Consider the following 26,565-nt stretch of genomic DNA (forward strand, 5'->3'; position numbering starts at 1 on the left):
CTACCGTTCAAGCCTTCAAAAGGCGTGGGTTTGGTGCAAAAAACCCAAGCTGGGGCACTGGCATGCAATTTGCTCCCTTGTGAGGCAGGTTGCCATGGCAGAGTATTCGCGCCGGCATCACTCATATCTACGGGCAAACCATTACCCCGCCCGAAGCCACCCGGAGGACATATGTCGAAGTCGGTTCAACTCATCAAAGATCATGACGTCAAGTGGATTGATCTGCGCTTCACTGACACCAAAGGCACTCAACATCACGTAACCATGCCGGCCCGTGATGCCCTGGATGACGATTTCTTCGAAATCGGCAAGATGTTCGACGGTTCCTCCATCTCTGGCTGGAAAGGCATCGAAGCATCCGACATGATCCTGATGCCGGACGACGAAACCGCCGTCCTGGATCCGTTCACCGAAGAGCCGACCCTGATCCTGGTCTGCGACATCATCGAACCATCCACCATGCAAGGCTATGACCGCGACCCACGCGCCATCGCCCACCGCGCCGAGGAATACCTGAAGTCCACCGGCATCGGTGACACCGCTTTCTTCGGTCCTGAGCCTGAATTCTTCATCTTCGATTCGGTCAAGTTCAAGTCCGACATCTCCGGCTCCATGTTCAAGATCTTCTCCGAACAAGGTTCGTGGATGTCCGACCAGGACGTGGAAGGTGGTAACAAGGGCCACCGTCCAGGCGTGAAAGGCGGCTACTTCCCAGTACCACCGTTCGACTTCGACCACGAGATCCGTACCTCCATGTGCAACGCACTGGAAGAAATGGGCCAGACCGTGGAAGTTCACCACCACGAAGTGGCGACTGCCGGCCAGAACGAAATCGGCGTGAAGTTCAACACGCTGGTCAAGAAGGCTGACGAAGTGCAGACCCTGAAGTATGTCGTGCACAACGTTGCCGATGCCTATGGCCGCACCGCGACCTTCATGCCGAAGCCCCTGTACGGCGACAACGGTTCGGGCATGCACGTTCACATGTCGATCTCCAAGGACGGCAAGAACACTTTCGCAGGCGAAGGCTATGCCGGTCTGTCGGACACCGCCCTGTACTTCATCGGCGGTATCATCAAGCACGGTAAGGCCCTGAACGGCTTCACCAACCCGTCGACCAACTCCTACAAGCGTCTGGTCCCAGGCTTCGAAGCGCCGGTGATGCTGGCCTACTCGGCTCGCAACCGTTCCGCCTCGATCCGTATTCCTTACGTGAACAGCCCTAAAGCCCGCCGTATCGAAGCCCGCTTCCCGGATCCGGCTGCCAACCCATACCTGGCCTTCGCCGCACTGATGATGGCCGGTCTGGACGGTATCCAGAACAAGATCCACCCTGGCGATGCCGCCGACAAGAACCTGTATGACCTGCCGCCTGAAGAGGCCAAGGAAATCCCGCAGGTTTGCGGCAGCCTGAAAGAAGCCCTGGAAGAGCTGGACAAGGGCCGTGCGTTCCTGACCAAGGGCGGCGTATTCAGCGATGACTTCATCGACGCCTACATCGCACTGAAAAGCGAAGAAGAAATCAAGGTTCGCACCTTCGTACACCCACTGGAATATGAGCTGTACTACAGCTGCTGATCCAGTAGCGCTCGTACACGCGGCGTGAAACAACAGAGGTCTCCTTCGGGAGGCCTTTTTCATGGGCGCAGGTTACTGCATGATGACTGCCGCCCCTCCCGAAGAAGAGACTGTCCATGAACTTGCGCTTCACATCTGGCCTTGCCCTTTCGGTCGCGCTGTTGGCCTCCAACGCCCAAGCCACACCGGCTCCCGACGCTCTGACGCCTTTGCTGAACGCCATTGGCGAACGCATAGCCCTTGCCGATCAAGTGGCGCTGAGCAAATGGGACAGCCATAAACCGGTAGAAGACCGCCAGCGCGAGCGTGAAGTCATTGCCGCCGCCGTCGCCCAGGCGCCGGTCTACAAGTTGTCTGGTGAAACCGTTGAAGCGTTTTTCAGCGCCCAGATAGAAGCCAACAAACTGGTGCAGTACATCGACCTGTCCGACTGGGCCCTGGCAGGCAAGGCCCCGGACCTGCCGCGTCCGGACCTGGTGGGACAAATCCGCCCGCAACTTGATCGACTGCAAAAGCGCCTGTTGCAACAACTGGCCGATTTCACCCCCTACCGTACCGACCCACAATGCCCGACATGGCTGGCCCAGGCCACCCACAACAACAAACAGCACCCGGTGCACCGGCTTGCCCTGATCCGGGCGACTGCAGAGCTGTGCATAGCCAAAAACTGAGGCAATACACATCCCCTTGTGGGAGAGGCTGCTCGCGATAGCGGTGTGTCAGGCAATAGCCATGTTGCTGAGCGATCGCCATCGCGAGCAGGCTCCCACAGGGATTCCAGTGTGGGGACGTTTGGGGTTGGGCCAATCGCCGCCGTGTCCTATGCTGCATTCAACACTTTCAGTTTCCGGTCGATTTTTATGGGTCGTGTCTTTCCTGGCGTTTTGTTGCTACTGGCGCTGCCCGCAGCAGCCCAGATCTACAAATACACCGACGCCGACGGCAACACCGCCTATAGCAACCAGCCGCCCCAAGGCGTACCGGCCCAGACCGTGGAATTGCCGCCGCTCAACAGCATCGAACGCCAGTCTCCAACCCGCCCGGATGCGCCGACAGCTCCCGCCAACAGTGAAGCGCCGCGCAAGGCTTACGAAACACTCGAACTGACGGACATTCCCACCGAGCAAGCCCTGCGCGCCAACAATGGCACCTTCACCGTCGGCGTTCGGACGCAACCGCGCCTGCAAAGCCCTCATCAGTTCCGCCTGCTGCTGGACGACCAGCCCTACGGCCAGCCCTCCAACGTGCCGCGCCTGCAGCTGGTTAACATCGACCGGGGCGAGCATCGCCTGGCGGTTCAGGTCATCGATGGGGAAAACCTTGTGCAACAGAGCGAAACCGTTACGTTTACCGTGCAGCGGGTGCACCAGCCATGAGCCGCCGGGTGCTTGCGCTGTGCCTGTCGCTGGCCGCCTTGCCGGCGATGGCGCAGGTCTATACCTATGTCGACGCCCAGGGCAATCGGGTCTTCACTGATCAACCGCGCCCCGGCAATGCGAAAAAAGTCCAGCTGCCACCCGGCAACCGGATGTCCACGCCGCCTGCGGCTGCAACCGCGGCGCCAACCGCCGAAGCCCAGCCAAAACCCCTGTTTCATTATGAGATGCTCCGGCTGCTGATCCCGGAACCGGACGCGACGATACGCAGCACAGCGGGGGAATTGATCGTCACCGCCACCAGTGAGCCGGGGCTGAAAAAGGGTCATCGCTACCGCCTGCTGCTCGACGGTCGGCCCACTGGCGAACCAGGACCAAGCCCAGTGTTTGCCTTGAGTAACATCGATCGAGGCACTCACCAATTGGCGGTAGAAATCCTCGACGAGCAAGACCGCATCGTCGAACGCACCGCCAACCAGCCCTTCCACATGCAACGCATTTCCCTGGCACAGAAGCGCCGCATCAAGCCTTGCGCCACGGCTGACTACGGCCAGCGCCCCGAATGCCCTCTCGCTGACAAACCCGAAGAAGAAAGCAGCATCCTGCCGTTCTTCTAACGCCCCGCCCTGGTATCGCACTATATTGGTGCACATCGTTGCACCTCTACCCAAGGCGCGAACCCATTTTGGTTCGAAAGTACCCGGAAAAACTGGCAGAACGCCACGCAATCGGGCGAAAGAAGCCCTTTTCAGGCTCTAAACGCTTCTTTTCGGAGCCTTGGTTTGGTTTTTGCATTTTCCTTCTATCAGCGCGTTACATCGCGCGCGCAATTTGGGACCGGCCCCGAATTGCCACGCTTCAAAAGAGGTCCCGATGACCATCAGCGACGCACTACACCGTTTGCTACTCGACAACCTCACCACCGCGACCATTCTGCTCGACGCTGAACTGCGCCTCGAGTACATGAACCCGGCGGCGGAGATGCTCCTGGCCGTCAGCGGCCAGCGCAGCCATGGACAGTTCATCAGCGAGCTGTTCACCGAATCCGCCGAGGCACTCAACTCCTTGCGCCAGGCTGTGGAGCAGGCTCATCCGTTCACCAAGCGTGAAGCGATGCTCACCGCCCTGACCGGCCAGACGCTGACGGTCGACTACGCGGTAACCCCGATCCTGAGCAACGGCGCCACCCTGTTGCTGCTGGAGGTCCACCCTCGTGATCGCCTGCTACGCATCACCAAGGAAGAGGCGCAATTGTCCAAGCAGGAAACCAGCAAGATGCTGGTGCGTGGCTTGGCCCATGAAATCAAGAATCCCCTCGGCGGCATCCGTGGCGCTGCGCAATTGCTGGCCCGGGAGCTGCCCGAAGAAAGCCTCAAGGACTACACCAACGTCATCATCGAGGAAGCCGACCGCCTGCGAAACCTCGTGGATCGCATGCTCGGCTCCAACAAGCTGCCGTCCCTGGCTCTATGCAACGTCCACGAGGTACTGGAGCGCGTCGGCAGCCTCGTGGAAGCCGAAAGCCAGGGCTGCATCACCTTGGTGCGCGACTACGATCCAAGCATTCCCGATGTCCTGATCGATCGCGAACAGATGATCCAGGCCGTATTGAACATCGTGCGCAACGCGATGCAGGCCATCGGCAGCCAGAACGAGCTGCGCCTGGGCCGCATCAGCCTGCGCACTCGCGCCTTGCGCCAGTTCACCATCGGCCATGTACGCCATCGCCTGGTGACCAAGATCGAGATCATCGACAACGGCCCGGGCATCCCCACGGAATTGCAGGAAACCATCTTCTTTCCCATGGTCAGCGGCCGTCCGGACGGTACCGGGCTGGGGCTGGCCATTACCCAGAACATCATCAGTCAGCATCAGGGCCTGATCGAGTGTGAGAGCCACCCCGGCCACACCACCTTTTCGATCTTCCTGCCACTGGAACAAGGAGCCACATCGACATGAGCCGTAGTGAAACCGTGTGGATCGTCGATGACGACCGTTCTATCCGCTGGGTCCTGGAAAAAGCCTTGCAACAGGAAGGCATGACCACCCAGAGCTTCGACAGCGCCGATGGCGTGATGAGCCGCCTGGCCCGTCAGCAACCGGACGTCATCATCTCCGACATCCGCATGCCCGGCGCCAGCGGCCTGGACCTGCTGGCGCGGATTCGCGAGCAGCATCCCCGGCTGCCGGTGATCATCATGACCGCCCACTCCGACCTGGACAGCGCCGTGGCGTCCTATCAGGGCGGCGCCTTCGAATACCTGCCCAAGCCGTTCGATGTCGATGAAGCGGTGTCGCTGGTCAAGCGCGCCAACCAGCACGCCCAGGAACAACAGGGCCTGGAAGAAGTGCCGGCCCTGGCCCGCACACCGGAGATCATCGGCGAAGCGCCGGCGATGCAGGAAGTGTTTCGCGCCATCGGACGCCTGAGCCATTCCAATATCACTGTGTTGATCAATGGCGAATCCGGCACCGGTAAAGAGCTGGTGGCCCATGCCCTGCATCGCCATAGTCCACGGGCAGCGTCGCCATTCATTGCGCTGAACATGGCCGCGATTCCCAAGGACCTGATGGAGTCCGAACTGTTCGGTCACGAAAAAGGCGCATTCACCGGCGCAGCCAACCTGCGACGCGGGCGCTTCGAACAGGCCGACGGCGGCACGTTGTTCCTCGACGAGATCGGCGACATGCCGGCCGACACCCAGACCCGTTTGTTGCGCGTGTTGGCGGACGGCGAGTTCTATCGGGTGGGCGGCCATACCCCGGTCAAGGTCGATGTACGCATCATCGCCGCGACCCACCAGAACCTGGAAACCCTGGTACACGCCGGCAAATTCCGGGAAGACCTGTTCCACCGCCTGAACGTGATCCGTATTCATATCCCGCGCCTGGCGGATCGTCGCGAAGACATCCCGACCCTGGCCAGGCATTTCCTCAGCCGTGCCGCTCAGGAACTGGCGGTGGAGCCCAAGCTGCTCAAGAGCGAGACCGAGGAATACCTCAAGAACCTGCCGTGGCCCGGCAACGTGCGCCAACTGGAGAACACCTGCCGCTGGATCACCGTCATGGCCTCGGGACGAGAGGTGCATATCGGCGACCTGCCACCGGAATTGCTGAGCCTGCCCCAGGATTCGGCCCCGGTGACCAACTGGGAACAGGCCCTGCGCCAGTGGGCCGACCAGGCCTTGGCCCGTGGCCAGTCGAGCCTGCTGGACAGCGCCGTGCCGAGCTTCGAACGCATCATGATCGAAACCGCTCTCAAGCACACCGCCGGCCGCCGCCGCGACGCCGCCGTGCTGCTGGGCTGGGGTCGCAATACCTTGACCCGCAAGATCAAGGAATTGGGGATGAAGGTCGATGGCGGGGATGATGATGAGAGCGACGAGGGCTGAATTGCCTTTCACCCCGGCGTAAAACCCATGTGGGAGCGGGCTTGCTCGCGAAAGCGGCATATCAGTCAATTTGATGTTGGCTGACATGACGCATACGCGGGCAAGCCCGCTCCCACAAGTAAAGCTGCAGCGCCAGCCACATGAGCGCGCCGGTTGAAACCCTGGAGTCCCGTGCACCACACCAATGCACCACGAACCGCAACTGCGCGTTTCATTCAGGCCCAAACCAATCGAGCCACCACAAAAAATCTGTACCAGAGAAGCGAAAAGCCCCGGAATACGGGGCCTTGCGCGACATCAGAAAGTTTTTCGTGACAAGCCATTTAAAATTGGCACGCCCCCTGCAATAACCCAATCACTACCCAGTTTCGGGGACCTTGGTACAGGCAGGCCGGGGATTCCCCATTTTATCCGGGCTCATCGAGCCCACCGTTTTGGGGGCCTTGATACAGGCAGGTCAAGGTTTCCCTCTTTTATTGCTCCTGGAGACGGACCTCCAACCGCCAGCGGTCATCCGCCTCGCTGCCGGTCCACTCACCCCGCAACGGACGCGCCGCCACCAGCGTCAGCAGCAACCCCTTGTCACTCAAGCGCACCCGCCAGTTCACGTCCTTGCCGTTGAGTTTCAACTGTCCCTTCTGCGCCGAGCCTTCGGCTTCGAACAACAGCGCCACGGAGCCATCGACGATTTCCCCGTGCAGCTTGGGCTCATCGTTGAACCAGGCCACCAGCACCCCATCGCCCACCTCGATCCGCTGCAACACGCTCGGTTCGGGATTGGTCAAGCGGCCGATCATCAGGCCAATCATCATCCCGAAGATTGCCAGCGAGCCCATGACCCGCGGGAATAGCTTCGAACGCTCATCGGTTTGCAGCGTAGAATGCGCATCATCTTTGTTATCGGAGCCGTGCATGTTTCACGTCATCCTTTTTCAACCGGAAATTCCGCCGAATACCGGCAATGTCATCAGGCTGTGCGCCAACAGCGGCTGCCACCTGCATTTGATCGAGCCGCTGGGCTTCGAGATGGACGACAAGCGCCTGCGCCGAGCCGGTCTCGACTACCACGAGTATGCCACCTTGCAACGTCATGCCGACCTCGCCAGTTGTCTGGAAAGCCTCGGTCACCCGCGCCTGTTTGCCTTCACCACCAAGGGTTCGCGGCCCTTCCATGACGCCAGTTTCGTCGCCGGCGATGCGTTCCTGTTCGGACCGGAAAGCCGCGGCCTGCCGGCCGACGTGCTGGACGCGCTACCGGCAGACCAGCGCTTGCGGCTACCAATGCGCGAAGGCTGTCGCAGCCTGAATCTGTCCAACACGGTAGCGGTGGCTGTCTACGAGGCGTGGCGGCAGAACGGTTTCGCCTGAATTCATAACGCCAGAAACTCTGTGGGAGCGAGCCTGCTCGCGATGGCGATCGATCAGCAACATCGCTGTTGACTGACACACCGCTATCGCGAGCAGGCTCGCTCCCACAGGTTTTGTAGCCGGCTGTCGCGCTTACTGAACCGTCGCGCCGCCTTCTTCCTGCATGCGCTGCAGCTCTTGGGCGTACAGGGCGTCGAAGTTCACCGGGGCCAGCATCAGGGCCGGGAACGAGCCGCGGGTCACCAGACTGTCCAGCGCTTCACGGGCGTACGGGAACAGGATGTTCGGGCAGAACGCGCCCAGGGTGTGGCTCATCGAAGCGGCATCGAGGTTCTTGATCAGGAAGATCCCGGCCTGCTGGACTTCAGCGATGAACGCCACTTCTTCACCGTTCTTCACGGTAACCGACAGGGTCAGCACCACTTCGTGGAAGTCTTCTTCCAGGGCTTTCTGGCGGGTGTTCAGGTCCAGGCCTACGCTCGGCTCCCACTGCTGGCGAAAGATCGCCGGGCTTTTCGGGGCTTCGAAGGATAGGTCACGCACATAAATGCGCTGCAAGGAGAATTGCGGTGCGGCTTCTTCTTCGCTGGCAGCTGTGTTCTGTTGGTCAGTCATCGCAGATCCTTCTTACTTTAAGGTTCTTCAGGGGATTCAGGCCTGGAGCAACGCGTCGAGCTTGCCGGCGCGCTCCAGGGCATACAGGTCGTCGCAACCGCCCACGTGGGTGTTGCCGATCCAGATCTGCGGCACGGAGGTGCGTCCGGCCTTCCGGGTCATCTCGGCGCGCAGCTGTGGCTTGCCGTCGACCTTGATCTCTTCGAAAGCCACGCCCTTGTTCTGGAGCAGGAACTTGGCTCTGGAGCAATAGGGGCAGTAATCGCTGGAATAGACAACGACGTGGGTCATCTCACTTCACCAGGGGCAGGTTGTCGGCTTTCCAGGTCGCCACGCCACCGGACAGCTTGGCGGCGGTGAAACCGGATTTCATCAGCTCGCGGGCATGGGTACCGGCCGTCTGGCCCATGGCATCGACCAGGATGATGGTCTTGGCCTTGTGCTTTTCCAGTTCGCCGATACGCGCGGCCAGTTTGTCCTGGGGAATGTTCAACGCGCCGACAATGTGACCTGCGGCGAATTCCTTGCCCGGACGAATGTCCACCACCACGCCGGCATCCTTGTTGACCAGCGCGGTCAGTTCGGCGGTGCTCAGGCTGCGGCCGCCGCCCTGCATCGTATGGGCGACCAGCAATGCCAGCAGTACGACGAAGATACCGACGAGAATGTAGTGGTTAGTGGCAAATTCAATCAGGTGAGCAACCATCGAAGGAGGTTCCAGGGCGTTAAAATGTCGGCCAGTATACACAGCACTCAGGGTCGGCCAAACCCCGCCCGGCGGTGACGGCACCGGAACTTACCTTTAAACTGCCCGTCCCTTTTCCATCGTCTTCTTTTAACCAGCCACGAGTGGATTCCATGACTACCACGCCTAAACCTTTGGTCCTGATGATTCTCGACGGCTTCGGTCACAGTGACAGCCACGAATCCAACGCTGTGTATTCGGCCAACAAGCCTGTACTGGACCGCCTGTGGGCCACCGTGCCGAACGGCCTGATCTCCGGCAGCGGCATGGACGTCGGCCTGCCGGACGGGCAGATGGGTAACTCCGAAGTCGGCCATATGAACCTCGGCGCGGGCCGCGTGGTTTATCAGGACTTCACTCGCGTCACCAAAGCGATCCGCGACGGCGAGTTCTTCGAGAACCCGACCATCTGCGCCGCCGTGGACAAAGCCGTGGCCGCCGGCAAAGCCGTGCATTTCATGGGCCTGCTGTCCGACGGTGGCGTGCACAGCCACCAAGACCACCTGATCGCCATGGCCGAACTGGCCTTCAAACGCGGCGCCGAGAAGATCTACCTGCACGCCTTCCTCGATGGCCGCGATACCCCGCCGAAAAGCGCCGCCTCTTCGATCGAGCTGCTGGACGCCACCTTCCAGGCGCTCGGCAAGGGTCGCATCGCCAGCATCGTCGGCCGTTACTACGCCATGGACCGCGACAACCGTTGGGATCGTGTCGCCCAGGCCTACAACCTGATCGTCGATGGCAACGCCGAATTCAACGCCGCCACCGCCCAGGAAGGCCTCGAAGCCGCCTACGAGCGCGGCGAAAGCGACGAGTTCGTCAAAGCCACCACTATCGGCGAGCCGGTCAGGGTCGAGGATGGCGACGCCGTGGTATTCATGAACTTCCGCGCCGACCGTGCCCGCGAGCTGACCCGGGTCTTCGTCGAAGACGATTTCAAGGAGTTCGAACGCCCTCGCCAGCCAAAACTGGCTGGTTTCGTGATGCTGACCCAGTACGCCGCCAGCATCCCCGCACCCTCGGCTTTCGCCGCCGGCAGCCTGGAAAACGTGCTTGGCGACTACTTGGCGAAGAACGGCAAGACCCAGCTGCGCATCGCCGAGACCGAGAAGTACGCCCACGTGACGTTCTTTTTCTCGGGCGGGCGCGAAGAACCGTTCCCGGGCGAAGAACGCATCCTGATCCCCTCGCCGAAAGTCGCCACCTACGACCTGCAACCCGAGATGAGCGCTCCGGAAGTCACCGACCGGATTGTCGACGCCATTGAAAACCAGCGTTACGACGTCATCGTGGTCAACTACGCCAACGGCGACATGGTCGGTCACAGCGGCGTGTTCGAAGCGGCGGTCAAGGCCGTGGAATGCCTGGACACCTGCGTTGGCCGCATCGTTGACGCATTGGAAAAGGTCGGTGGCGAAGCACTGATCACGGCCGACCACGGCAACGTCGAGCAGATGTCCGACGAATCCACCGGACAGGCCCACACCGCCCACACCACCGAGCCGGTGCCGTTCATCTATGTCGGCAAGCGCGACTTCAAGGTCCGTGAGGGGGGTGTGCTGGCTGACGTGGCGCCGACCATGCTGATGCTGCTGGGGATGGAGAAACCGGCGGAAATGACCGGGACTTCGATTCTGGTTTGATTGGTTGGAACACCGCAAATCGACGGTGGGAGCGGGCTTGCTCGCGAAGACGCCGTGACAGTCTGCATCACTGTGGCTGGCACACCGCTTTCGCGAGCAAGCCCGCTCCCACATTGGTTTTGAGGTGTTTTTCCGGCCAGTTATCACACAGCCCCAAATGGGCGTTTTTTTTGCGGCGTGGGGCGGGCATACTAGGCCGTCCCTTTCCCTGGTATCGCCCGCCTCTATGCTTCGCGTCCTGATAGCCCTCGCTCTGACCTGCCTGCTCCAACCGGCCTTCGCTGACGAGCGCGCGCAAACCCAACAACAGTTGGAAGCCACGCGCCAGGACATTGCAGAGCTGAAGAAGCTGCTGGGCAAGCTGCAGGAAGAGAAAGCCGGCGTACAGAAAGAGCTGCGTGGCACCGAGACCGAAATGGGCAACCTGGAGAAACAGGTCGATGCCCTGCAAAAAGAGTTGAAGAAAAGCGAATCCGAGCTGCAGCGGCTCGATGCAGAGAAAAAAAAACTCCAGAGCGCGCGCACTGAACAGCAACACCTGATCGCCATCCAGGCCCGTGCGGCCTATCAGAGCGGCCGTCAGGAGTACCTCAAGCTGTTGCTCAACCAGCAGAACCCCGAGAAATTCGCCCGCACCCTCACCTATTACGACTACCTGAGCCAGGCACGCCTGGAGCAACTCAAGAAATTCAACGAAACCCTGCGCCAACTGGCCAACGTCGAAAAGGACATCGAACTGCAGCAGGCCCAGTTGCTGGTGCAGAAAAGCAGCCTCGACACCCAGCGCGAAGAGCTCGAGAAAGTACGCAAGGAACGCGCGGTGGCCCTGGCCAAACTCAATGACGACATGAAGGCGCGGGACAGCAAGCTCAAGGCTCGCGAGCAAGACCAGGCCGAATTGGCAAACGTTTTGAAAACCATCGAGGAAACCCTGGCCCGTCAGGCGCGAGAGGCAGAGGAAGCGCGGCAGAAAGCGCTGATCGCCCAGCAGGAAGCGGAAAAAAAGCGTTTACGTGAAGCCCAGGCTGATGCGGACGCGGACGACGCCCCGCGCAAAACGACGAAATACAGCCCCGGCGCGCTGGTTTCCAGCGATGGCGAAACCTTCGGCGGCGCCTTTGCTTCCGCCCGGGGCAAACTTCCATGGCCGGTCAATGGTCGATTACTTGCGCGCTTTGGTGAAACCCGCGGCGACGACACCCGTACCAAGTGGGACGGCGTGATGATCAGTGCATCCGCCGGCAGCCAGGTGCATGCCGTACATGGCGGGCGCGTGGTGTTCGCCGACTGGCTGCGCGGCGCCGGCCTGCTGGTGATCCTCGACCACGGCAACGGTTACCTGAGTCTGTATGGCCATAACCAGACGCTGCTCAAGTCGGCGGGAGACGTGGTCAAGGCCGGTGAGTCCATCTCCACGGTCGGCAACAGTGGCGGGCAGGATACGCCCGCACTGTATTTCGCAATTCGTCAGCAGGGTCGCCCCAGTGACCCGGCCCAATGGTGTCGTGCGCAAGGATAAGCGCGCCCATCCAATTAAGGAGTTCGTTCGACATGCTGCATTTGTCCCGCCTCACCTCGCTGGCCCTGACGATCGCTCTCGTGATCGGTGCGCCCCTGGCTTTTGCCGCCGGACCGGCCCCATCCGCGCCTGCCGCCACGGCCGCGACCACCAAGGCCCCGCTGCCGCTGGATGAACTGCGCACTTTCGCCGAAGTCATGGACCGGATCAAGGCCGCCTACGTCGAACCGGTGGATGACAAAATGCTGCTGGAGAACGCCATCAAGGGCATGCTCAGCAACCTCGACCCGCACTCGGCCTACCTGGGGCCGGAAGACTTTGCCGAATTGCAGGAAAGCACCAGTGGCGAGTTCGGCGGCCTGGGCATCGAGGTCGGCAGCGAAGACGGCTTCATCAAGGTGGTCTCGCCGATCGACGACACCCCGGCCTCCAAGGCCGGAATCCAGGCCGGCGACTTCATCGTCAAGATCAACGGCCAGCCGACCCGCGGCCAGAGCATGACCGAAGCCGTGGACAAGATGCGCGGCAAGATCGGCCAGAAGATCACCCTGACCCTGGTGCGCGATGGCGGCACGCCGTTCGACGTGACCCTCACCCGGGCGGTGATCCAGGTCAAGAGCGTGAAGAGCCAGTTGCTGGAGTCGGGCTACGGCTACATCCGCATCACCCAGTTCCAGGTCAAGACCGGCGAAGAAGTCGCCAAGGCCCTGGCCAAGCTGCGCAAGGACAATGGCAAGAAACTCAACGGCCTGGTCCTGGACCTGCGCAACAACCCCGGCGGCGTGCTGCAGTCGGCGGTGGAAGTGGTCGATCACTTCATCACCAAGGGCCTTATCGTCTATACCAAAGGCCGTATCGCCAACTCCGAGCTGCGCTTCTCGGCCACCGGCAACGACCTCAGCGAAGCCGTGCCACTGGTGGTGTTGATCAACGGGGGCAGTGCCTCGGCCTCGGAAATCGTCGCCGGCGCCCTGCAGGACCAGAAACGCGGCGTGGTCATGGGCACCACCAGTTTCGGCAAGGGTTCGGTGCAGACCGTGCTGCCGCTGAACAATGACCGTGCGCTCAAGATCACCACTGCGCTGTACTTCACGCCCAACGGCCGCTCCATCCAGGCCCAGGGCATCGTTCCGGACATCGAGGTGCGCAAGGCCAAGATCACCAACGAGCAGGACAGCGAGTACTTCAAGGAAGCCGACCTGCAAGGTCACCTGGGCAATGGCAACGGCGGTGCCGACAAGCCGAGCGGCTCCGGCGGCAAGAGCAAGCCGATGCCGCAGGATGACGACTACCAACTGGCCCAGGCCCTGAGCCTGCTCAAAGGACTGAACATCACTTCCGGCCGCTGAGATGGGCCGGCGTTTCATCCTCGGCCTGTTGTGCTGCCTGGCGAGCGTAGCTTTTGCGGCGCCCGGCACGCCTGAGGTGTCACCGCACAAAGCCTACCTGAGCCTGATCATCGACGACCTGGGGCAAAACCTGCCCCGGGATCGCCGGGTGTTGATGCTTCCCGGCCCGGTCGCCACCGCGATCATGCCCGACACGCCCCACGCCGCCGAGTTCGCCCGCGAGGCTCACCGCGCCGGCAAGATCGTCATGCTGCACATGCCTATGGATCCGGCGACCGGGCCGTTCGCCTGGCATCCTGAGCTACCGATTGAAGAGCTCGGCAAACGCCTCGACGCCGCATTCGCCGCTGTGCCCTATACCAGTGGGATCAACAACCATATGGGCAGCCGCATGACCGCCCAGCCCCAGGCCATGGCGTGGCTGATGGCGGATTTGCAACAGCGGCACAAGTTCTTCGTCGACAGCCGCACCAGCGCCCAGACCGTCGCCGCCGCCGAAGCCCAGAAGATTGGCCTCGCCAGTGTGTCGCGAGACGTATTCCTCGACGACGAGCGCACCGAAGCCGCCATCGCTCACCAGCTACAGACCGCCATCGACCTGGCCCGCCGCCAGGGCTCGGCCGTGATGATCGGTCATCCCTACCCGCAAACCCTGGCGGTGCTCGAGCGCGAACTACCCAAGCTCAAGGCCCAGGACATCGAGTGGATCGATATCAAGTCGATGATCAGCCTGCGCAGCAATCGGGCGATGGCGGGGCATGGGAAAGATGGGGTGTATCGGTAACCGCGGCTCGCTCCCACATGGACCTGTGAACTCCGTCCAAATGTGGGAGCGGGCTTGCTCGCGAAGGCGCCCTCACATTCAACATCAGTGCAAGCTGATCCACCGCTTTCGCGAGCAAGCCCGCTCCCACACTGGATCTTCAGCGAACTCAAATCTTATGTCCGCCCTGAATAGCCTGTGGGAGCCTGCTCGCGATGGAGGCGACGCGGTCTCAGAGATACCGCGCCATGATCGCGTCCACCGCCCCTTCCTTGCGCAGCTCATCCAGGGCTTTTTGCAGCCGTGCAACGACGTCGTCGGGCACATCCTTGTTCAGCGCCAGGTATAACTCGGCACTGTTGAATCGCAGCACGGTCTTGAGATCATTCACCCCTTCCTGACGTGCCAGGTAACGCCCGGCCGGGTCCCCGGTGGCCCACAGGTCGATCTGGCCGTTGACCAGTTTCCTGGCGTTGTCCTGATCGCGCAACACGACAATCGGCTTCAATCCCTGCTTGGCCAACGTCTCGGCGATTGCATCGCCCTTGTAGGCGCCGATCCTGTATTGGCGCGCCTGCGCCAACGAGTCGAGGGCAATCTTGCTGTCCGCCCTGGCAAGCATGATCCAGTCATCCGGACCGATGGGGCCAACCCATTTGAAGAGTGCTTCACGCTCCGGCAACCGCGCCATGACAAACACACCGTAGCCGGGATTTTCCAGGGCGAGTTTGTAAATGCGTTCCCAGGGAAAACGCAGCGTCAGGCTATAGCTGATATCGGCGCGCTTGAAAATCTCGCGGACGATATCCACGGCTATGCCATGGATGTTCTCGTCCTGGGCGAAGTTCTTGCCGTTCTTGGCCATGTTGTAAGGCGGGAAGTTCTCCGTCAGCAATACCAGTGACGTATCGGCGGCGCTGGCGGTGCCTGCGAGTATCAGCGTGGCACCGGCAAAGGCAAGAACGAGACGTTTGAGCATGTCGGGCTACCGCAATCCATGGTGTGCCCAAGAGTGCCTTGGGCCTGCAGACATGTCCACCGCCCGTTACTTTCGTGACACTTTCAACCCCTCAGAATAGGTGTTCGTGATGTCGCAGCTGAGGTAATTAATTACCGCCATCCGTATGCCTGCAACTGATTAATTGGAACCACCGGCCGTTGCCGGTTACGTTCAATTAATCAGAGACATCATTCGATGAAAACACTCTTTTTCCTGCTGGTTGGCGCGCTTTACTCGCTGGCTCCAAACGCAATTGCACACCCCTTGGATTACGGCGAAAACATGCAGAACTTCACGGCCTCGAAGGTCCTTGAAAATGCCGATGGATCGTACAACCACTGGCGAGGTATCGGGCGTCTGTACATCAAGGGTTCTTGTACCGCAACGCTTCTCGACACACGTGAACCTTCATTGACCGGGCCAACCCCTGCCTATGTACTCACCTCAGGACACTGTATCGAAACAGGCAATGGCAACATCGTGACGGATAAGCCGGTGAGCGGAATCATGCAGTTCGATTACTTTGCCGATACGCCCCAATTCAAAACCTATTCACTGAAAAAAGTCGCGTGGCGCAGCATGCAAGGTGTCGATCTGGCCATCGTCGAATTGGATGCCAGTCTTCAGGAACTCATCAATGAAGGAATACAGCCACTGGAGCTGGCCCAGCAAAAACCAGCCTACGACACTGACGTCTTAATTGTGAGCGCCCCACTCGGTTTCGAGAATGCCACGTTGCGCATGGCCGCCTGCACCTTGCAGCCCGCCCAGGAAATCATTGAAGGCCCATGGGTATGGCGAAATAACTTGATGACTCGCTGTCAGGACATAGCGGGAGGCAGTTCGGGAGGGCCCATTCTTGATCGTCATTCGAACGAGATCATCGGCGTGGTAGGCACCGGCAACCTGGCTGCCGGCCTGACCCCCTGCGACGAAGATGCACCCTGCACGCGAATAGGCGATAGCTACAAGGCGATTGCGGAAAATATATACGGGAATCCAACGGTTCTTCTCAATGGTTGCTTCATACAGGGCCATCTGGCCAGCGATGCGTCGTCCTCGTGCTCGCTCTATCCGGCCTTTACCGTGAGCGCCGACTCAAACGCTCCGGCGAGGTACAGGAAGCTGAAGAAAGGAGACGATGGCACGGTGCACACTCCAACGTGGGATTACCGCTTTTCCATCAGCACGGCTTTTTATCGCTATAAAACCGTTCGCACAGCAAAGGATTGCGAAAGTGGTCACCATTACAGTGACGCGATCAGTGCCAACGACAGCTTCATAAACTCCGAGATCGGTAGCCAGCCCGGTTTCTATTTCCTATGCATCCTCGGTGTCGACTCCGCAGCTCAAGGCGCTGAATTCGGACTCATCAGGAATAGCCTGTCTCTGCCAGTAGAACTCCTGGATGACCTTCCCACGGCACAACCCGATTTATCGATCACTACCGGCGTCATCGTAGAATTGGCACGCACCGAAAAACATCAGAGCTACGCCGCCAAGTTCGGTCCGGTAGAAACCACGGATTGCTCGAAGGATGCCGGATACGCAACCCACACCTACCTGGAGCTCCGGTTTGACGATACAAAACTGCCGGTGAAGCTCTGCACGATCGCCTACGACAAATCAGGACAGGCATCCGAGCCGAGGATCGACATCTTGAAGCCCACGACAGGCTCGCGAGATGCCGATCCGGCAACTCCCTGATTCAGGGCATCGGTTCTATCGGCACCGGCTCAGCGAATGACGATCCCGCGCTGCGCCATGTAGGCCTTGGCCTCCGGCACGGTGTATTCGCCAAAGTGGAAAATGCTTGCCGCCAGCACCGCGCTGGCGTGGCCTTCGAGGATACCGTCGGCCAGATGTTGCAGGTTGCCGACACCACCGGAGGCAATCACCGGAATGCCCAGGGCATCACTGATGGCCCGGGTGACGCCCAGGTCGAAACCACTCTTCATGCCGTCCTGGTCCATGCTGGTCAGCAGGATCTCACCGGCGCCCAGGCCTTCCATCTTCTTCGCCCACTCAACGGCGTCGAGGCCGGTGGGCTTGCGGCCGCCGTGGGTGAAGATTTCCCAGCGCGGAGATTCGCCCGGGCCGGACACTTTCTTCGCATCGATCGCCACGACAATGCACTGCGAGCCGAAACGCTCGGCGGCCTCGCCGACGAATTCAGGATTGAACACGGCCGCAGTGTTGATCGACACCTTGTCCGCACCGGCGTTGAGCAGGTTGCGGATGTCCTGCACGGTGCGTACGCCACCGCCCACGGTCAGCGGGATGAACACCTGGCTGGCCATGCGCTCGACGGTATGCAACGTGGTATCGCGGCCATCGACGCTGGCGGTGATGTCCAGGAAGGTAATCTCGTCCGCGCCCTGTTCGTCGTAGCGCCGGGCGATTTCCACCGGGTCGCCGGCGTCACGGATGTTCTCGAACTTGACGCCCTTGACCACCCGGCCGTTATCCACGTCCAGGCAGGGAATGATGCGCTTTGCTAGTGCCATGGTTAGTCCTCGAGTTGCAAGCTTCAAGCTTCAAGCGGCAAGAAAGAGCGGATTGCGATCGCGCCTTAGCTTGCAGCTTGCAGCTTACCGCTTGGAGCTGGCCGCATAGCCATCACAAAAAGCTTGAGCTTCTGCCACATCCAGCGTGCCCTCATAAATAGCGCGGCCCGTGATCGCACCAATGATGCCGGGCGCCTTGGCGTCGAGCAGTGTCTTGATGTCGCCCAGGTTGTGGATACCGCCGGAGGCGATGACCGGGATCTTCGTGGCGGCGGCCAGGGCGGCGGTGAACGGGACGTTGCAGCCCTGCATCATGCCGTCTTTGGCGATGTCGGTGTAGACGATGGCAGACACGCCGTCAGCCTCGAAGCGCTTGGCCAGGTCGATCACCTGCACGGTGCTGACTTCGGCCCAGCCGTCAGTGGCGACGAAACCGTCCTTGGCGTCCAGGCCGACGATGACCTTGCCCGGGAAGGCGCGGCAGGCTTCGGCGACGAACTCAGGCTCCTTGACGGCCTTGGTGCCGATGATCACATAGCTGACGCCGGCCTTGACGTAGTGCTCGATGGTTTCCAGCGAGCGAATACCGCCGCCGATCTGGATTGGCAGGTTCGGGTAGCGCCTGGCGATGGCGGTAACCACTTCACCGTTCACCGGCTGCCCTTCGAAGGCGCCGTTCAGGTCGACCAGATGCAGGCGGCGGCAGCCACCTTCCACCCACTTGGCGGCCATGCTCACCGGATCATCGGAAAATACCGTGGAATCTTCCATCCGGCCTTGACGCAGACGTACGCAAGCGCCGTCCTTGAGATCGATAGCGGGGATAATCAGCATGCTTTTTCCTTCGTCAAAAGAGCCACAAGCTGCGAGCCACAAGCTGCAAGCATGCGTTTATGTTTCTCTCTTGCAGCTTGAAGCTTGAAGCTCTCAACTGCTTTTTTCGAGTGCCCACAGGTCGCTTTCGATGCTTTCGAACCTTTCCTTAAGGTGCGCCTGCACGTCGAAAATCGCCCTGTTGTAATAGTGCGGAGCAATTTCGCGGGTAAACAGGTCAAGAATTTCCGCCGCCTCGAACGAACCCAGGTCCAATTCGAAACGCTCCTCCATGAACCGCTGGATCTTGCGGTTGGCCTCACTCTCCTGCTCGGGCGTGAGGCTGAGGATGGGCGGCTTCTTGCGTGCCATTACCAGCGGCCGTCCCACGCGACGAAATTCTGCAGCAGTTGCAGGCCATGGGTGTGGCTCTTCTCCGGGTGGAACTGCACGGCGAATCGCGACCCGTCGGCCAGGGCTGCGGCGAAATCGACGCCATAGTGACCGCTGCCCACCACCTGCCGCGCATTGCCGGCCGCGATGTAGTAGCTGTGCACGAAGTAGAAGCGCGCCAGGTCCGGGATGTTGTGCCACAGCGGGTGGTCCACCGCCTGCTTCACTTCGTTCCAGCCCATGTGCGGGACTTTCAGGTGTTCGGCGTCTTCATGCAGGTCCTTGCCGAAGAACTTCACCTGGCCCGGGAACATGCCGATGCAATCGACACCGCTGTTCTCTTCGCTGCGCTCGAGCAGAGCCTGCATGCCCACGCAGATGCCCAGGAACGGACGATCCTGGCTGATTTCGTGGACCAGCGCGTCGAAGCCCAGGCGGCGGATCTCGGCCATGCAGTCGCGAATCGCACCGACACCGGGGAATACCACCCGGTCGGCTTCGCGAATCACGTCGGCATCGCTGGTGATCAGGACCTTGCCAGCGCCCACATGCTCAAGGGCCTTGGCCACCGAGTGCAGATTGCCCATACCGTAGTCGATAACCGCAACCGTCTGCATTACAGGACGCCCTTGGTGGAGGGCATCTGCCCGGCCATGCGGTCATCGAGCTCGACGGCCATGCGCAAGGCGCGGCCGAAAGCCTTGAACACGGTTTCGATCTGGTGATGGGTGTTGTGCCCGCGCAGGTTGTCGATGTGCAGGGTCACGTTGGCGTGGTTGACGAAGCCCTGGAAGAACTCCTGGAACAGGTCGACATCGAAGCCGCCGACGGTGGCGCGGGTGTACGGCACGTGCATCTGCAGGCCCGGACGACCGGAGAAATCGATGACCACCCGCGACAGTGCTTCATCGAGCGGCACATAGGCATGACCGTAGCGACGGATGCCCTTCTTGTCGCCGATGGCTTTGGTAAAGGCCTGGCCCAAGGTGATGCCAACATCTTCCACCGTATGGTGGTCGTCGATATGCAGGTCACCCTTGCTGACGATGTCCAGGTCGATCAGCCCATGACGGGCGATCTGGTCCAGCATGTGCTCAAGAAAAGGCACGCCGATATCAAACCGGGCCTTTCCGGTGCCATCCAGGTTGATCGAGGCTTTGATCTGGGTTTCCAGAGTGTCACGCTCGACAGACGCCTTACGTTCGGCCATCACCAGCTCCGCAAAATCATTGGGCGAAAAAGGCAGCCATTATAGGGGCGCGAGCGACAAACAGAAACATGAACGGTGATATGACTGACGGGCTGGATGCCGAGTTATCGGGGATAGACATGTCCATACAAGCAAATGGACAGACCCAAAAACAATGTGGGAGCGAGCCTGCTCGCGACAGCGGTGGGTCAGCCGACTAAGATGTCGACTGACACTGCCTCATCGCGAGCAGGCTCGCTCCCACAAGGAACGCAGCGTTTGTTCAACTATTAGTGGAACAACACCGCCGTTTTCTGCAGGGTCACCCACACACCCCACGCCAACGGAATGCCCACCACCAGCCAGGCGGCGACCGCCAGGAGCTTGGTGCCCGGTGCGGCTTTCCACTCCAGGGAAGTGGTGCTGTCGGCGCCTTTGTCATGGCCCAACGCCTGTTCGGCGGCCAGTTCAGCGTCGGTCATGAAGTATTTGTCCGCTACCGGACGAACCATCAGGTTGCACAAGAAGCCCAGCACCAGCAGACCGGCGAGGATGTACAGGGTGATGTCATAGGCCGCGGCGCGTTCAACGCCAATGCTCAGCTGATATTCACGCAGGTAGTTCACCAGCACCGGACCCAGCACGCCGGCCGCAGCCCAGGCGGTCAGCAGGCGACCGTGGATTGCGCCGACCATTTGCGTACCGAACAGGTCCGCCAGGTAGGCCGGTACAGTGGCGAAACCGCCGCCGTACATCGACAGAATGATGCAGAACGCCGCCACGAACAGCGCGATGCTGCCCAGGTGACCGAGGTTCGGAATCAGCGAGTACAGGGCAACACCCAGGGCGAAGAACACGAAGTAGGTGTTCTTGCGGCCCAGGTAATCCGAGAAGGATGCCCAGAAGAACCGCCCGCCGATGTTGAACAGGCTCAGCAGACCGGTGAAGCCGGCGGCGATGGCGGCGATCTGGGCCAGTTGCGTGGCATCCAGTTGACCGAAAGGCAGGTCGTTGCCGAGCAATTTACCGCCGAACACTTCCTGCAGCAGTGGCGAAGCCATGCCCAGGATGCCGATACCGGCGGATACGTTCAGGCACAGTACCAGCCATACCAGGCGGAACTGCGGGGTTTTCCAGGCGACGTTCACGTGAACGTGGCGATGGGTGATCATCGCGTTCGCGGCTTTCTTCGGCGCCGGAGTCCAACCTTCAGGCTTCCAGCCGGTCGGTGGCACGCGGTACGACAAGGCACCACCGATCATGAACACGAAATAGATCGCGGCCATGACCAGGAAGCTCTGCCAGACGCCCACGCCGGTCGGCGAAGCGAAATGGTTCATCAGCGCTGCAGCCAGCGGAGCACCGACCATCGCACCGCCGCCGAAGCCCATGATCGCCATGCCAGTCGCCATGCCGCGCTTATCCGGGAACCATTTGATCAAGGTGGACACCGGGGAGATGTAGCCCAACCCCAGGCCGATACCGCCGATCACGCCGGAACCGACCCACATCAGCCAGATCTGATGGGTATAAATACCCAACGCGGAAATCAGCAGGCCACCGCACCAGCACAAGGCCGACACGACACCAGCCTTGCGTGGCCCGGCGTGTTCCAGCCAGCCACCCCAGATGGCTGCCGAGCACCCCAGGAAGATGAAGAACAGGGTGTAGATCCAGCCGAGCATCGAGATCGGCCAGTCGCACTGGGATGAAAAGACTTGTGAGATGAAGCTCATGTCGGGTGCGCAAGCCACCGGTTTGGTGATACCCAAGGCCTTGGACAGCGGCAACCAGAACACCGAGAAGCCGTAGGCCATGCCGATGCACAGGTGAATGGCCAGCGCGGCCGGTGGAACCAGCCACCGGTTGAAACCGGACTTGGCGATGATACGTTCCTTGGAAAGGAACGCAGGCTGGTCGGCAACGCCGCCGGCCGTGATGCTCGTGCTCATTGTGTATCCCCCAATTGTTAGAATGGTCCGCCAGCCACGCATCACCCTCAGCCTTATTTGCACGCAGGCGCGACTGTATTTTCTGGTGAAGCTCCCCGTCGGTGTGACATCAAGTCGCAGAAGGACGGGCGAACGGGTAAAGGTTACCATTTGCTCGTGACAGAAAAACCAAAGTGACATCACCTTTTTCACGTCATCTGTCTTATCGCACCCCTGTTTGCTTTCTATAGGGCAAAAGTCATTTATTTTTCAGGAGCTTCCATGCCCATTGTCGTCGAGCAGCTGATTGAAGCCACCGGCCAGGATCGGCAGGACCTGCATAAAATCTACCTGGACGCCCCGCCCTGGCTGCTCGAGCCGTTCAGCGACGCCACTCGGTTGATTCAGAATTACCTGCAGGATGGCTCTTTGATCGCGGCGCGCTTCAACGATCGACTGCTCGGCGCCGCACGCCTGCAACGGCACCAGAACGTCTGGCACTTGTCTCAGATGTGCGTACGAAGCTTGACCCGTCGTCGTGGCGTAGCAGAGCGACTGGTCGGCGAAGCACAGCGGATGGCCCGGCAAGAGGGTGCCGAACTGCGGCTGCTGGCCCCTGCCGGGCATCTGATGGCCCAGGCCCTGGCAGCCAAGTTGAAGTTGACGCTGGACGAAGGTTGAGCGCCACGGAAAAACGATCACCCCAACGCACCAGCAATCCACGGCGTTATACTCGCAGGCCAATTCTGAACTCAACCTATAAGGACTCGCCCATGAAAGCGTTCGGCAAAATCCTGGGTCTGGTACTTCTCGGGCTGTTGCTGATCATTGTGGCCTTGGGCTTCGCCCTGACCCACCTCTTCGATCCCAACGACTATAAGGAAGAGATCCGCCAGATAGCCCGCGACAAGGCCCACATTGAGCTGACCCTCAATGGCGACATCGGCTGGAGCCTGTTCCCATGGTTGGGCCTGGAACTGCACGAAGCCAGCGTCGCTACGCTGGCCAACCCGACACAACCTTTTGCCGACCTGCAGATGCTCGGTCTTTCCGTACGGGTAATGCCGCTGTTACGCCGGGAAGTACAGATGAGCGACGTGCGGGTCGAAGGCCTGAACCTGCGCCTCAACCGTGACAAGAACGGCCACGGCAACTGGGAAGATATTGGCAAGCCCCCCGCATCCTCAACCACAGCAGGCACGCCGGCACCGGCCGAGCAGCCTGCTCCGCCGGCCAGTACCCCGGCGGAAAAACCAACCCAGCCGACCCGCCTGGACATCGACAGCCTGACCGTGAACAACGCCCGGGTCGAATACACCGACGAGCAGACCGGCAAGCAGTTCAGCGCCGAAAGTATCCAACTGAGCACCGGCGCGGTCCACGACTCCACCAACATCCCGGTCAAATTGACCGCCTTCCTGTCCAGCAGCCAGCCAGCCGTACGCGTGCGAACCGAGGTCACCGGCGAACTGCGCTTCGAACGCGCCTTGCAGCGCTACAAGTTCGAAGACCTGAAACTGTCCGGCGAAGTCACCGGCGATCCGCTACAGGGCAAGATCCTGAATTTCAACGCCCAGGGCCAGCTGTTCCTGGACAGGGCCGCGAACGTTGCCGAATGGACCGGTATCAAGCTGTCCCTGAACCAGTTGCGTGCCCTGGGCGAGCTGAAGGTCAACGACCTCGACAAGACCCCGCAGTTGAACGGCGGCGTATCGATCGCCCAGTTCGACCTGGCGAACTTCGTCGACAGCATCGGCCAGAAACTGCCGGCCATGGGCGAAGGCAGCCTGACCAAGGTCGAACTGGTCAGCCGCATCGCCGGTACACCCAGCAGCGTCGAATTCAACAATATCAATCTGAAGGTCGACGACAGCAGCTTCAGCGGCCGTATCGCCGTGGAAGACTTCGCCAAGCAGTCCCTACGCGCGCAACTCAAGGCCGACACGTTCAACGTTGATCGCTACCTGCCGCCAAAGTCCGCCGAGACCAACAGCGCCAAGGCCGCCCGCGAGGAGGAAGTCAGCAACACCGAGGCCAGCGCCATGGCCGGCGCCGGCACCACGCCGTTGCCGAACGCCCCGACCCAGGGCGCCTGGAGCAACGACCGGCTCTTTCCGGTGGAGCGTCTGAGCAAGCTGGACCTCGATGCCGACCTGACTTTCGGCCTGTTGACCCTCGACAAGCTGCCGATCCAGGATGCGGCCCTCAAGGCCACCGGCCAGGGCGGCCTGTTGACCCTGGAGAACCTGCGGGGCGATCTGTTCAACGGCAACTTCGAAGCCAAGGGCACGCTGGATGTACGCCAGCCCACGCCGCAGTTGAGCCTGCAAACCCGGATCAACCGGGTGCCCGCCGAGAAAATCATCGAGAGCCAGGGCAAGAATCCGCCGGTCAAGGGACTGGTGACACTCAACAGCGCCGTCACCGCCAGCGGCAACAGCCAGAAAGCCTTGATCGAAAGCCTGAACGGCAACGCCGGATTCGTCATCAACGACGGTGTGCTGCTCAACGCCAACCTCGAACAACAACTGTGCAAGGGCATCGCCCTACTGAACCGCAAGAGCCTCAGCGGCGAACCTCGGGGCAAGGACACGTCGTTCCAGCAACTCGACGGCAACCTGACCTTCCACAACGGCGTGGCCAACAACCCGGACCTGAAAGTCCGCATCCCCGGCATGGCCGTCAACGGCAACGGTGACATCGACCTGCGCGTGCTCGGCATGGATTACCGCGTCGGCGTCATCGTCGAAGGTGACAAGAGCGATATGCCCGACCCGGCCTGCCAGGTCAACGAACGCTACGTCGACGTCGAATGGCCGCTGCGCTGCCGTGGCCCGCTGGAACTCGGCGCCAAGGCGTGCCGTCTGGACAACGACGGGCTGGGCAAGGTGGCGGCAAAACTGGCCGGCGACCGTCTCGGCGACAAGATCGACGAGAAGCTGGGCGATAAGGTCAGTCCCGAGCTGAAGGACGCGCTCAAGGGGCTGTTCAAACGATGAGAGCCGAGCAGTTTTCCTCCGCTGTCCTGGACTGGTTCGACCGCCACGGGCGTCACGACCTGCCTTGGCAACAAGGCATCACTCCGTACCGGGTGTGGGTCTCAGAAATCATGCTGCAGCAGACCCAGGTCAGCACCGTGCTCAATTACTTCGACCGCTTCATGGCCTCACTGCCGACCGTCGAAGCCCTGGCCGCCGCGCCGGAAGACGAAGTACTGCACCTGTGGACCGGCCTGGGCTATTACACCCGCGCGCGCAACCTGCAAAAGACCGCAAAGATCGTCGTCGACCAGTACGGCGGTGAATTCCCCCGGGATGTGGAAAAACTCACCGAACTACCGGGGATCGGCCTGTCTACCGCCGGCGCCATCGCCAGCATCAGTATGGGCCTGCGGGCGCCAATCCTCGATGGCAACGTCAAGCGGGTGCTGGCGCGCTTTACGGCCCAGGAAGGCTACCCGGGCGAACCCAAGGTCGCCAAGCAACTGTGGGCCACCGCCGAGCGCTTCACCCCACAGGACAGGGTCAACGCCTATACCCAGGCGATGATGGACCTGGGCGCCACGCTCTGCACCCGCAGCAAGCCCAGCTGCCTGCTCTGCCCTCTCAAGTCAGGTTGCGAAGCCCACATGCTGGGCCTGGAAACCCGCTACCCGATCCCCAAGCCGCGCAAGGAGGTCCCCAAGAAACGCACGCTGATGCCAATGCTGGCCAACCGTGAAGGCGCCATCCTGCTTTATCGTCGCCCTTCCACCGGCCTGTGGGGCGGATTGTGGAGCCTGCCGGAACTCGACGACCTCGACGACCTTCAGCACCTGGCCCTGCAACATGCCCTGGAGCTGGGCCAGCAGCAGGAGATGCCCGGCCTGGTACATACCTTCAGCCACTTCCAGTTGGCAATCGAACCCTGGTTGGTCCAGGTTCGGGAAAACGGCCATCACGTGGCCGAGGCCGACTGGCTCTGGTATAACCTCGCCACCCCACCGCGCCTGGGCCTGGCCGCCCCGGTCAAAACCTTGCTCGAGCGCGCGGCCGCCGTATTGAACGCAGGAGAGCTGTCATGACCCGCACCATCATGTGCCGTAAATACAAAGAAGAACTGCCCGCCCTGGAACGAGCCCCCTTCCCGGGTCCCATCGGCCAGGATATCTACGACAACGTCTCGGCCAAGGCCTGGGGCGACTGGCAGAAACACCAGACGCTACTGATCAACGAAAAACGCCTGAACATGATGAACGCCGACGACCGCAAATACCTTCAGGGCGAAATGGCGAAGTTCTTTTCCGGCGAAGAATATGCCAAGGCCGAAGGCTACGTGCCGCCGTCCGAATAAGCTGTCCGGACTCGGGGCGAATCGTAAGCGACGGTAATAATTAAATATTTTT

General features: G+C 60.8%; 27 protein-coding genes. 16 read left to right on the forward strand and 11 right to left on the reverse strand.

The genetic code is table 11. The features are described from left to right. Window positions 1-171: 171 nt before the first annotated feature. From glnA to ntrC, 6 genes are all read left to right on the forward strand, one after another. On the forward strand, window positions 172-1,578 hold the full coding sequence (gene glnA / locus FBX99_RS06295; RefSeq protein WP_053147846.1) for a glutamate--ammonia ligase: 1,407 nt from the start codon (window positions 172-174) through the stop codon (window positions 1,576-1,578). 116 nt (window positions 1,579-1,694) lie between these two features. Continuing rightward, window positions 1,695-2,249: a chorismate mutase gene (locus FBX99_RS06300; protein WP_144928859.1), complete on the forward strand. Its 555-nt coding sequence runs from the start codon at window positions 1,695-1,697 to the stop codon at window positions 2,247-2,249. Window positions 2,250-2,438: 189 nt separating this feature from the next. Beyond that, the gene (locus FBX99_RS06305) at window positions 2,439-2,954 is read left to right on the forward strand and encodes a DUF4124 domain-containing protein (RefSeq protein ID WP_144928857.1); all 516 of its coding nucleotides are present in this window, start codon (window positions 2,439-2,441) and stop codon (window positions 2,952-2,954) included. Then, on the forward strand, window positions 2,951-3,571 hold the full coding sequence (locus FBX99_RS06310; protein ID WP_144928855.1) for a DUF4124 domain-containing protein: 621 nt from the start codon (window positions 2,951-2,953) through the stop codon (window positions 3,569-3,571). Before FBX99_RS06305 ends, FBX99_RS06310 begins: the two co-directional genes overlap by 4 nt. A 256-nt stretch (window positions 3,572-3,827) precedes the next feature. Further along, window positions 3,828-4,913, forward strand: coding sequence for a nitrogen regulation protein NR(II) (gene glnL, locus FBX99_RS06315; protein WP_024778068.1), 1,086 nt, complete (start codon window positions 3,828-3,830; stop codon window positions 4,911-4,913). Next, window positions 4,910-6,346 (forward strand): nitrogen regulation protein NR(I), encoded by a 1,437-nt coding sequence (gene ntrC / locus FBX99_RS06320; RefSeq protein WP_047699810.1) that lies wholly within the window; start codon window positions 4,910-4,912, stop codon window positions 6,344-6,346. The genes glnL and ntrC overlap by 4 nt, the downstream gene beginning before the upstream one ends. Before the next feature lie 473 nt (window positions 6,347-6,819). On the opposite strand, the gene FBX99_RS06325 is transcribed toward ntrC, so the two are convergent. Next, window positions 6,820-7,260: a hypothetical protein gene (locus FBX99_RS06325; protein WP_144928853.1), complete on the reverse strand. Its 441-nt coding sequence runs from the start codon at window positions 7,258-7,260 to the stop codon at window positions 6,820-6,822. On the opposite strand from FBX99_RS06325, the gene trmL reads away from it, so the two are divergent. Beyond that, on the forward strand, window positions 7,259-7,714 hold the full coding sequence (gene trmL, locus FBX99_RS06330) for a tRNA (uridine(34)/cytosine(34)/5-carboxymethylaminomethyluridine(34)-2'-O)-methyltransferase TrmL (protein WP_046064092.1): 456 nt from the start codon (window positions 7,259-7,261) through the stop codon (window positions 7,712-7,714). The genes FBX99_RS06325 and trmL overlap by 2 nt on opposite strands. Window positions 7,715-7,846: 132 nt before the next feature. Here the strand turns inward: trmL and secB are convergent, their stop codons facing one another. Genes secB through FBX99_RS06345 form a run of 3 tightly spaced genes read right to left on the reverse strand, consistent with a single transcriptional unit; the run spans window position 7,847 to window position 9,035 of the window. Continuing rightward, window positions 7,847-8,329 carry a protein-export chaperone SecB gene (gene secB / locus FBX99_RS06335; protein ID WP_047699815.1) on the reverse strand — a complete coding sequence of 161 codons (483 nt, stop codon included), beginning with the start codon at window positions 8,327-8,329 and terminating at the stop codon, window positions 7,847-7,849. A 36-nt stretch (window positions 8,330-8,365) separates the two neighbouring features. Then, complete coding sequence (gene grxC / locus FBX99_RS06340) at window positions 8,366-8,620, reverse strand: glutaredoxin 3 (protein ID WP_144928851.1); 255 nt, start codon at window positions 8,618-8,620, stop codon at window positions 8,366-8,368. 1 nt (window position 8,621) lies between these two features. Next, on the reverse strand, window positions 8,622-9,035 hold the full coding sequence (locus FBX99_RS06345; RefSeq protein WP_041024715.1) for a rhodanese-like domain-containing protein: 414 nt from the start codon (window positions 9,033-9,035) through the stop codon (window positions 8,622-8,624). A gap of 152 nt (window positions 9,036-9,187) precedes the next feature. Here FBX99_RS06345 and gpmI point away from each other — a divergent pair, with 152 nt between their 5' ends. The 4 genes from gpmI (at window position 9,188) to FBX99_RS06365 (ending at window position 14,369) form a co-directional block, all read left to right on the forward strand. After that, window positions 9,188-10,717 (forward strand): 2,3-bisphosphoglycerate-independent phosphoglycerate mutase, encoded by a 1,530-nt coding sequence (gene gpmI, locus FBX99_RS06350; protein WP_145130952.1) that lies wholly within the window; start codon window positions 9,188-9,190, stop codon window positions 10,715-10,717. Window positions 10,718-10,943: 226 nt separating this feature from the next. Further along, window positions 10,944-12,236, forward strand: coding sequence for a murein hydrolase activator EnvC (locus tag FBX99_RS06355; RefSeq protein ID WP_145130955.1), 1,293 nt, complete (start codon window positions 10,944-10,946; stop codon window positions 12,234-12,236). Between the two features lie 32 nt (window positions 12,237-12,268). After that, window positions 12,269-13,585 (forward strand): S41 family peptidase, encoded by a 1,317-nt coding sequence (locus FBX99_RS06360; RefSeq protein WP_144928845.1) that lies wholly within the window; start codon window positions 12,269-12,271, stop codon window positions 13,583-13,585. 1 nt (window position 13,586) lies between these two features. Then, entirely contained in the window at window positions 13,587-14,369 is a 783-nt protein-coding gene (locus tag FBX99_RS06365; protein WP_145130957.1) for a divergent polysaccharide deacetylase family protein, read from the forward strand. A 211-nt stretch (window positions 14,370-14,580) separates the two neighbouring features. Here the strand turns inward: FBX99_RS06365 and FBX99_RS06370 are convergent, their stop codons facing one another. After that, a complete protein-coding gene (locus tag FBX99_RS06370; protein ID WP_145130959.1) occupies window positions 14,581-15,327 on the reverse strand; it encodes an ABC transporter substrate-binding protein in 747 nt (248 codons plus the stop codon). Between the two features lie 216 nt (window positions 15,328-15,543). Between FBX99_RS06370 and FBX99_RS06375 the strand changes: the two genes are divergently transcribed. Further along, entirely contained in the window at window positions 15,544-17,055 is a 1,512-nt protein-coding gene (locus FBX99_RS06375; protein ID WP_145130961.1) for a serine protease, read from the forward strand. 29 nt (window positions 17,056-17,084) lie between these two features. Here the strand turns inward: FBX99_RS06375 and hisF are convergent, their stop codons facing one another. From hisF to FBX99_RS06405, 6 genes are all read right to left on the reverse strand, one after another. Further along, a complete protein-coding gene (gene hisF, locus FBX99_RS06380; protein WP_144928837.1) occupies window positions 17,085-17,855 on the reverse strand; it encodes an imidazole glycerol phosphate synthase subunit HisF in 771 nt (256 codons plus the stop codon). 84 nt (window positions 17,856-17,939) lie between these two features. Next, on the reverse strand, window positions 17,940-18,689 hold the full coding sequence (hisA, locus tag FBX99_RS06385; protein WP_144928835.1) for a 1-(5-phosphoribosyl)-5-[(5-phosphoribosylamino)methylideneamino]imidazole-4-carboxamide isomerase: 750 nt from the start codon (window positions 18,687-18,689) through the stop codon (window positions 17,940-17,942). A 93-nt stretch (window positions 18,690-18,782) separates the two neighbouring features. Continuing rightward, entirely contained in the window at window positions 18,783-19,040 is a 258-nt protein-coding gene (locus FBX99_RS06390; protein ID WP_047699830.1) for a DUF2164 domain-containing protein, read from the reverse strand. After that, a complete protein-coding gene (gene hisH / locus FBX99_RS06395; RefSeq protein WP_144928833.1) occupies window positions 19,040-19,678 on the reverse strand; it encodes an imidazole glycerol phosphate synthase subunit HisH in 639 nt (212 codons plus the stop codon). The genes FBX99_RS06390 and hisH overlap by 1 nt, the downstream gene beginning before the upstream one ends. After that, on the reverse strand, window positions 19,678-20,271 hold the full coding sequence (hisB, locus tag FBX99_RS06400) for an imidazoleglycerol-phosphate dehydratase HisB (RefSeq protein WP_003186751.1): 594 nt from the start codon (window positions 20,269-20,271) through the stop codon (window positions 19,678-19,680). Before hisB ends, hisH begins: the two co-directional genes overlap by 1 nt. Window positions 20,272-20,540: 269 nt before the next feature. After that, a complete protein-coding gene (locus tag FBX99_RS06405) occupies window positions 20,541-22,202 on the reverse strand; it encodes an OFA family MFS transporter (RefSeq protein WP_047699834.1) in 1,662 nt (553 codons plus the stop codon). 261 nt (window positions 22,203-22,463) lie between these two features. Between FBX99_RS06405 and panM the strand changes: the two genes are divergently transcribed. The 4 genes from panM (at window position 22,464) to FBX99_RS06425 (ending at window position 26,513) form a co-directional block, all read left to right on the forward strand. After that, window positions 22,464-22,862 carry an aspartate 1-decarboxylase autocleavage activator PanM gene (gene panM, locus FBX99_RS06410; protein ID WP_145130963.1) on the forward strand — a complete coding sequence of 133 codons (399 nt, stop codon included), beginning with the start codon at window positions 22,464-22,466 and terminating at the stop codon, window positions 22,860-22,862. 92 nt (window positions 22,863-22,954) lie between these two features. After that, window positions 22,955-25,180 (forward strand): AsmA family protein, encoded by a 2,226-nt coding sequence (locus FBX99_RS06415; protein WP_144928828.1) that lies wholly within the window; start codon window positions 22,955-22,957, stop codon window positions 25,178-25,180. After that, window positions 25,177-26,244, forward strand: coding sequence for an A/G-specific adenine glycosylase (gene mutY, locus FBX99_RS06420; RefSeq protein ID WP_144928826.1), 1,068 nt, complete (start codon window positions 25,177-25,179; stop codon window positions 26,242-26,244). Before FBX99_RS06415 ends, mutY begins: the two co-directional genes overlap by 4 nt. Continuing rightward, window positions 26,241-26,513 carry an oxidative damage protection protein gene (locus FBX99_RS06425; RefSeq protein WP_144928824.1) on the forward strand — a complete coding sequence of 91 codons (273 nt, stop codon included), beginning with the start codon at window positions 26,241-26,243 and terminating at the stop codon, window positions 26,511-26,513. Before mutY ends, FBX99_RS06425 begins: the two co-directional genes overlap by 4 nt. Window positions 26,514-26,565 lie beyond the last annotated feature (52 nt).

The sequence above is a fragment of the Pseudomonas sp. SJZ074 genome (assembly GCF_007828215.1).
Taxonomy (GTDB): domain Bacteria; phylum Pseudomonadota; class Gammaproteobacteria; order Pseudomonadales; family Pseudomonadaceae; genus Aquipseudomonas.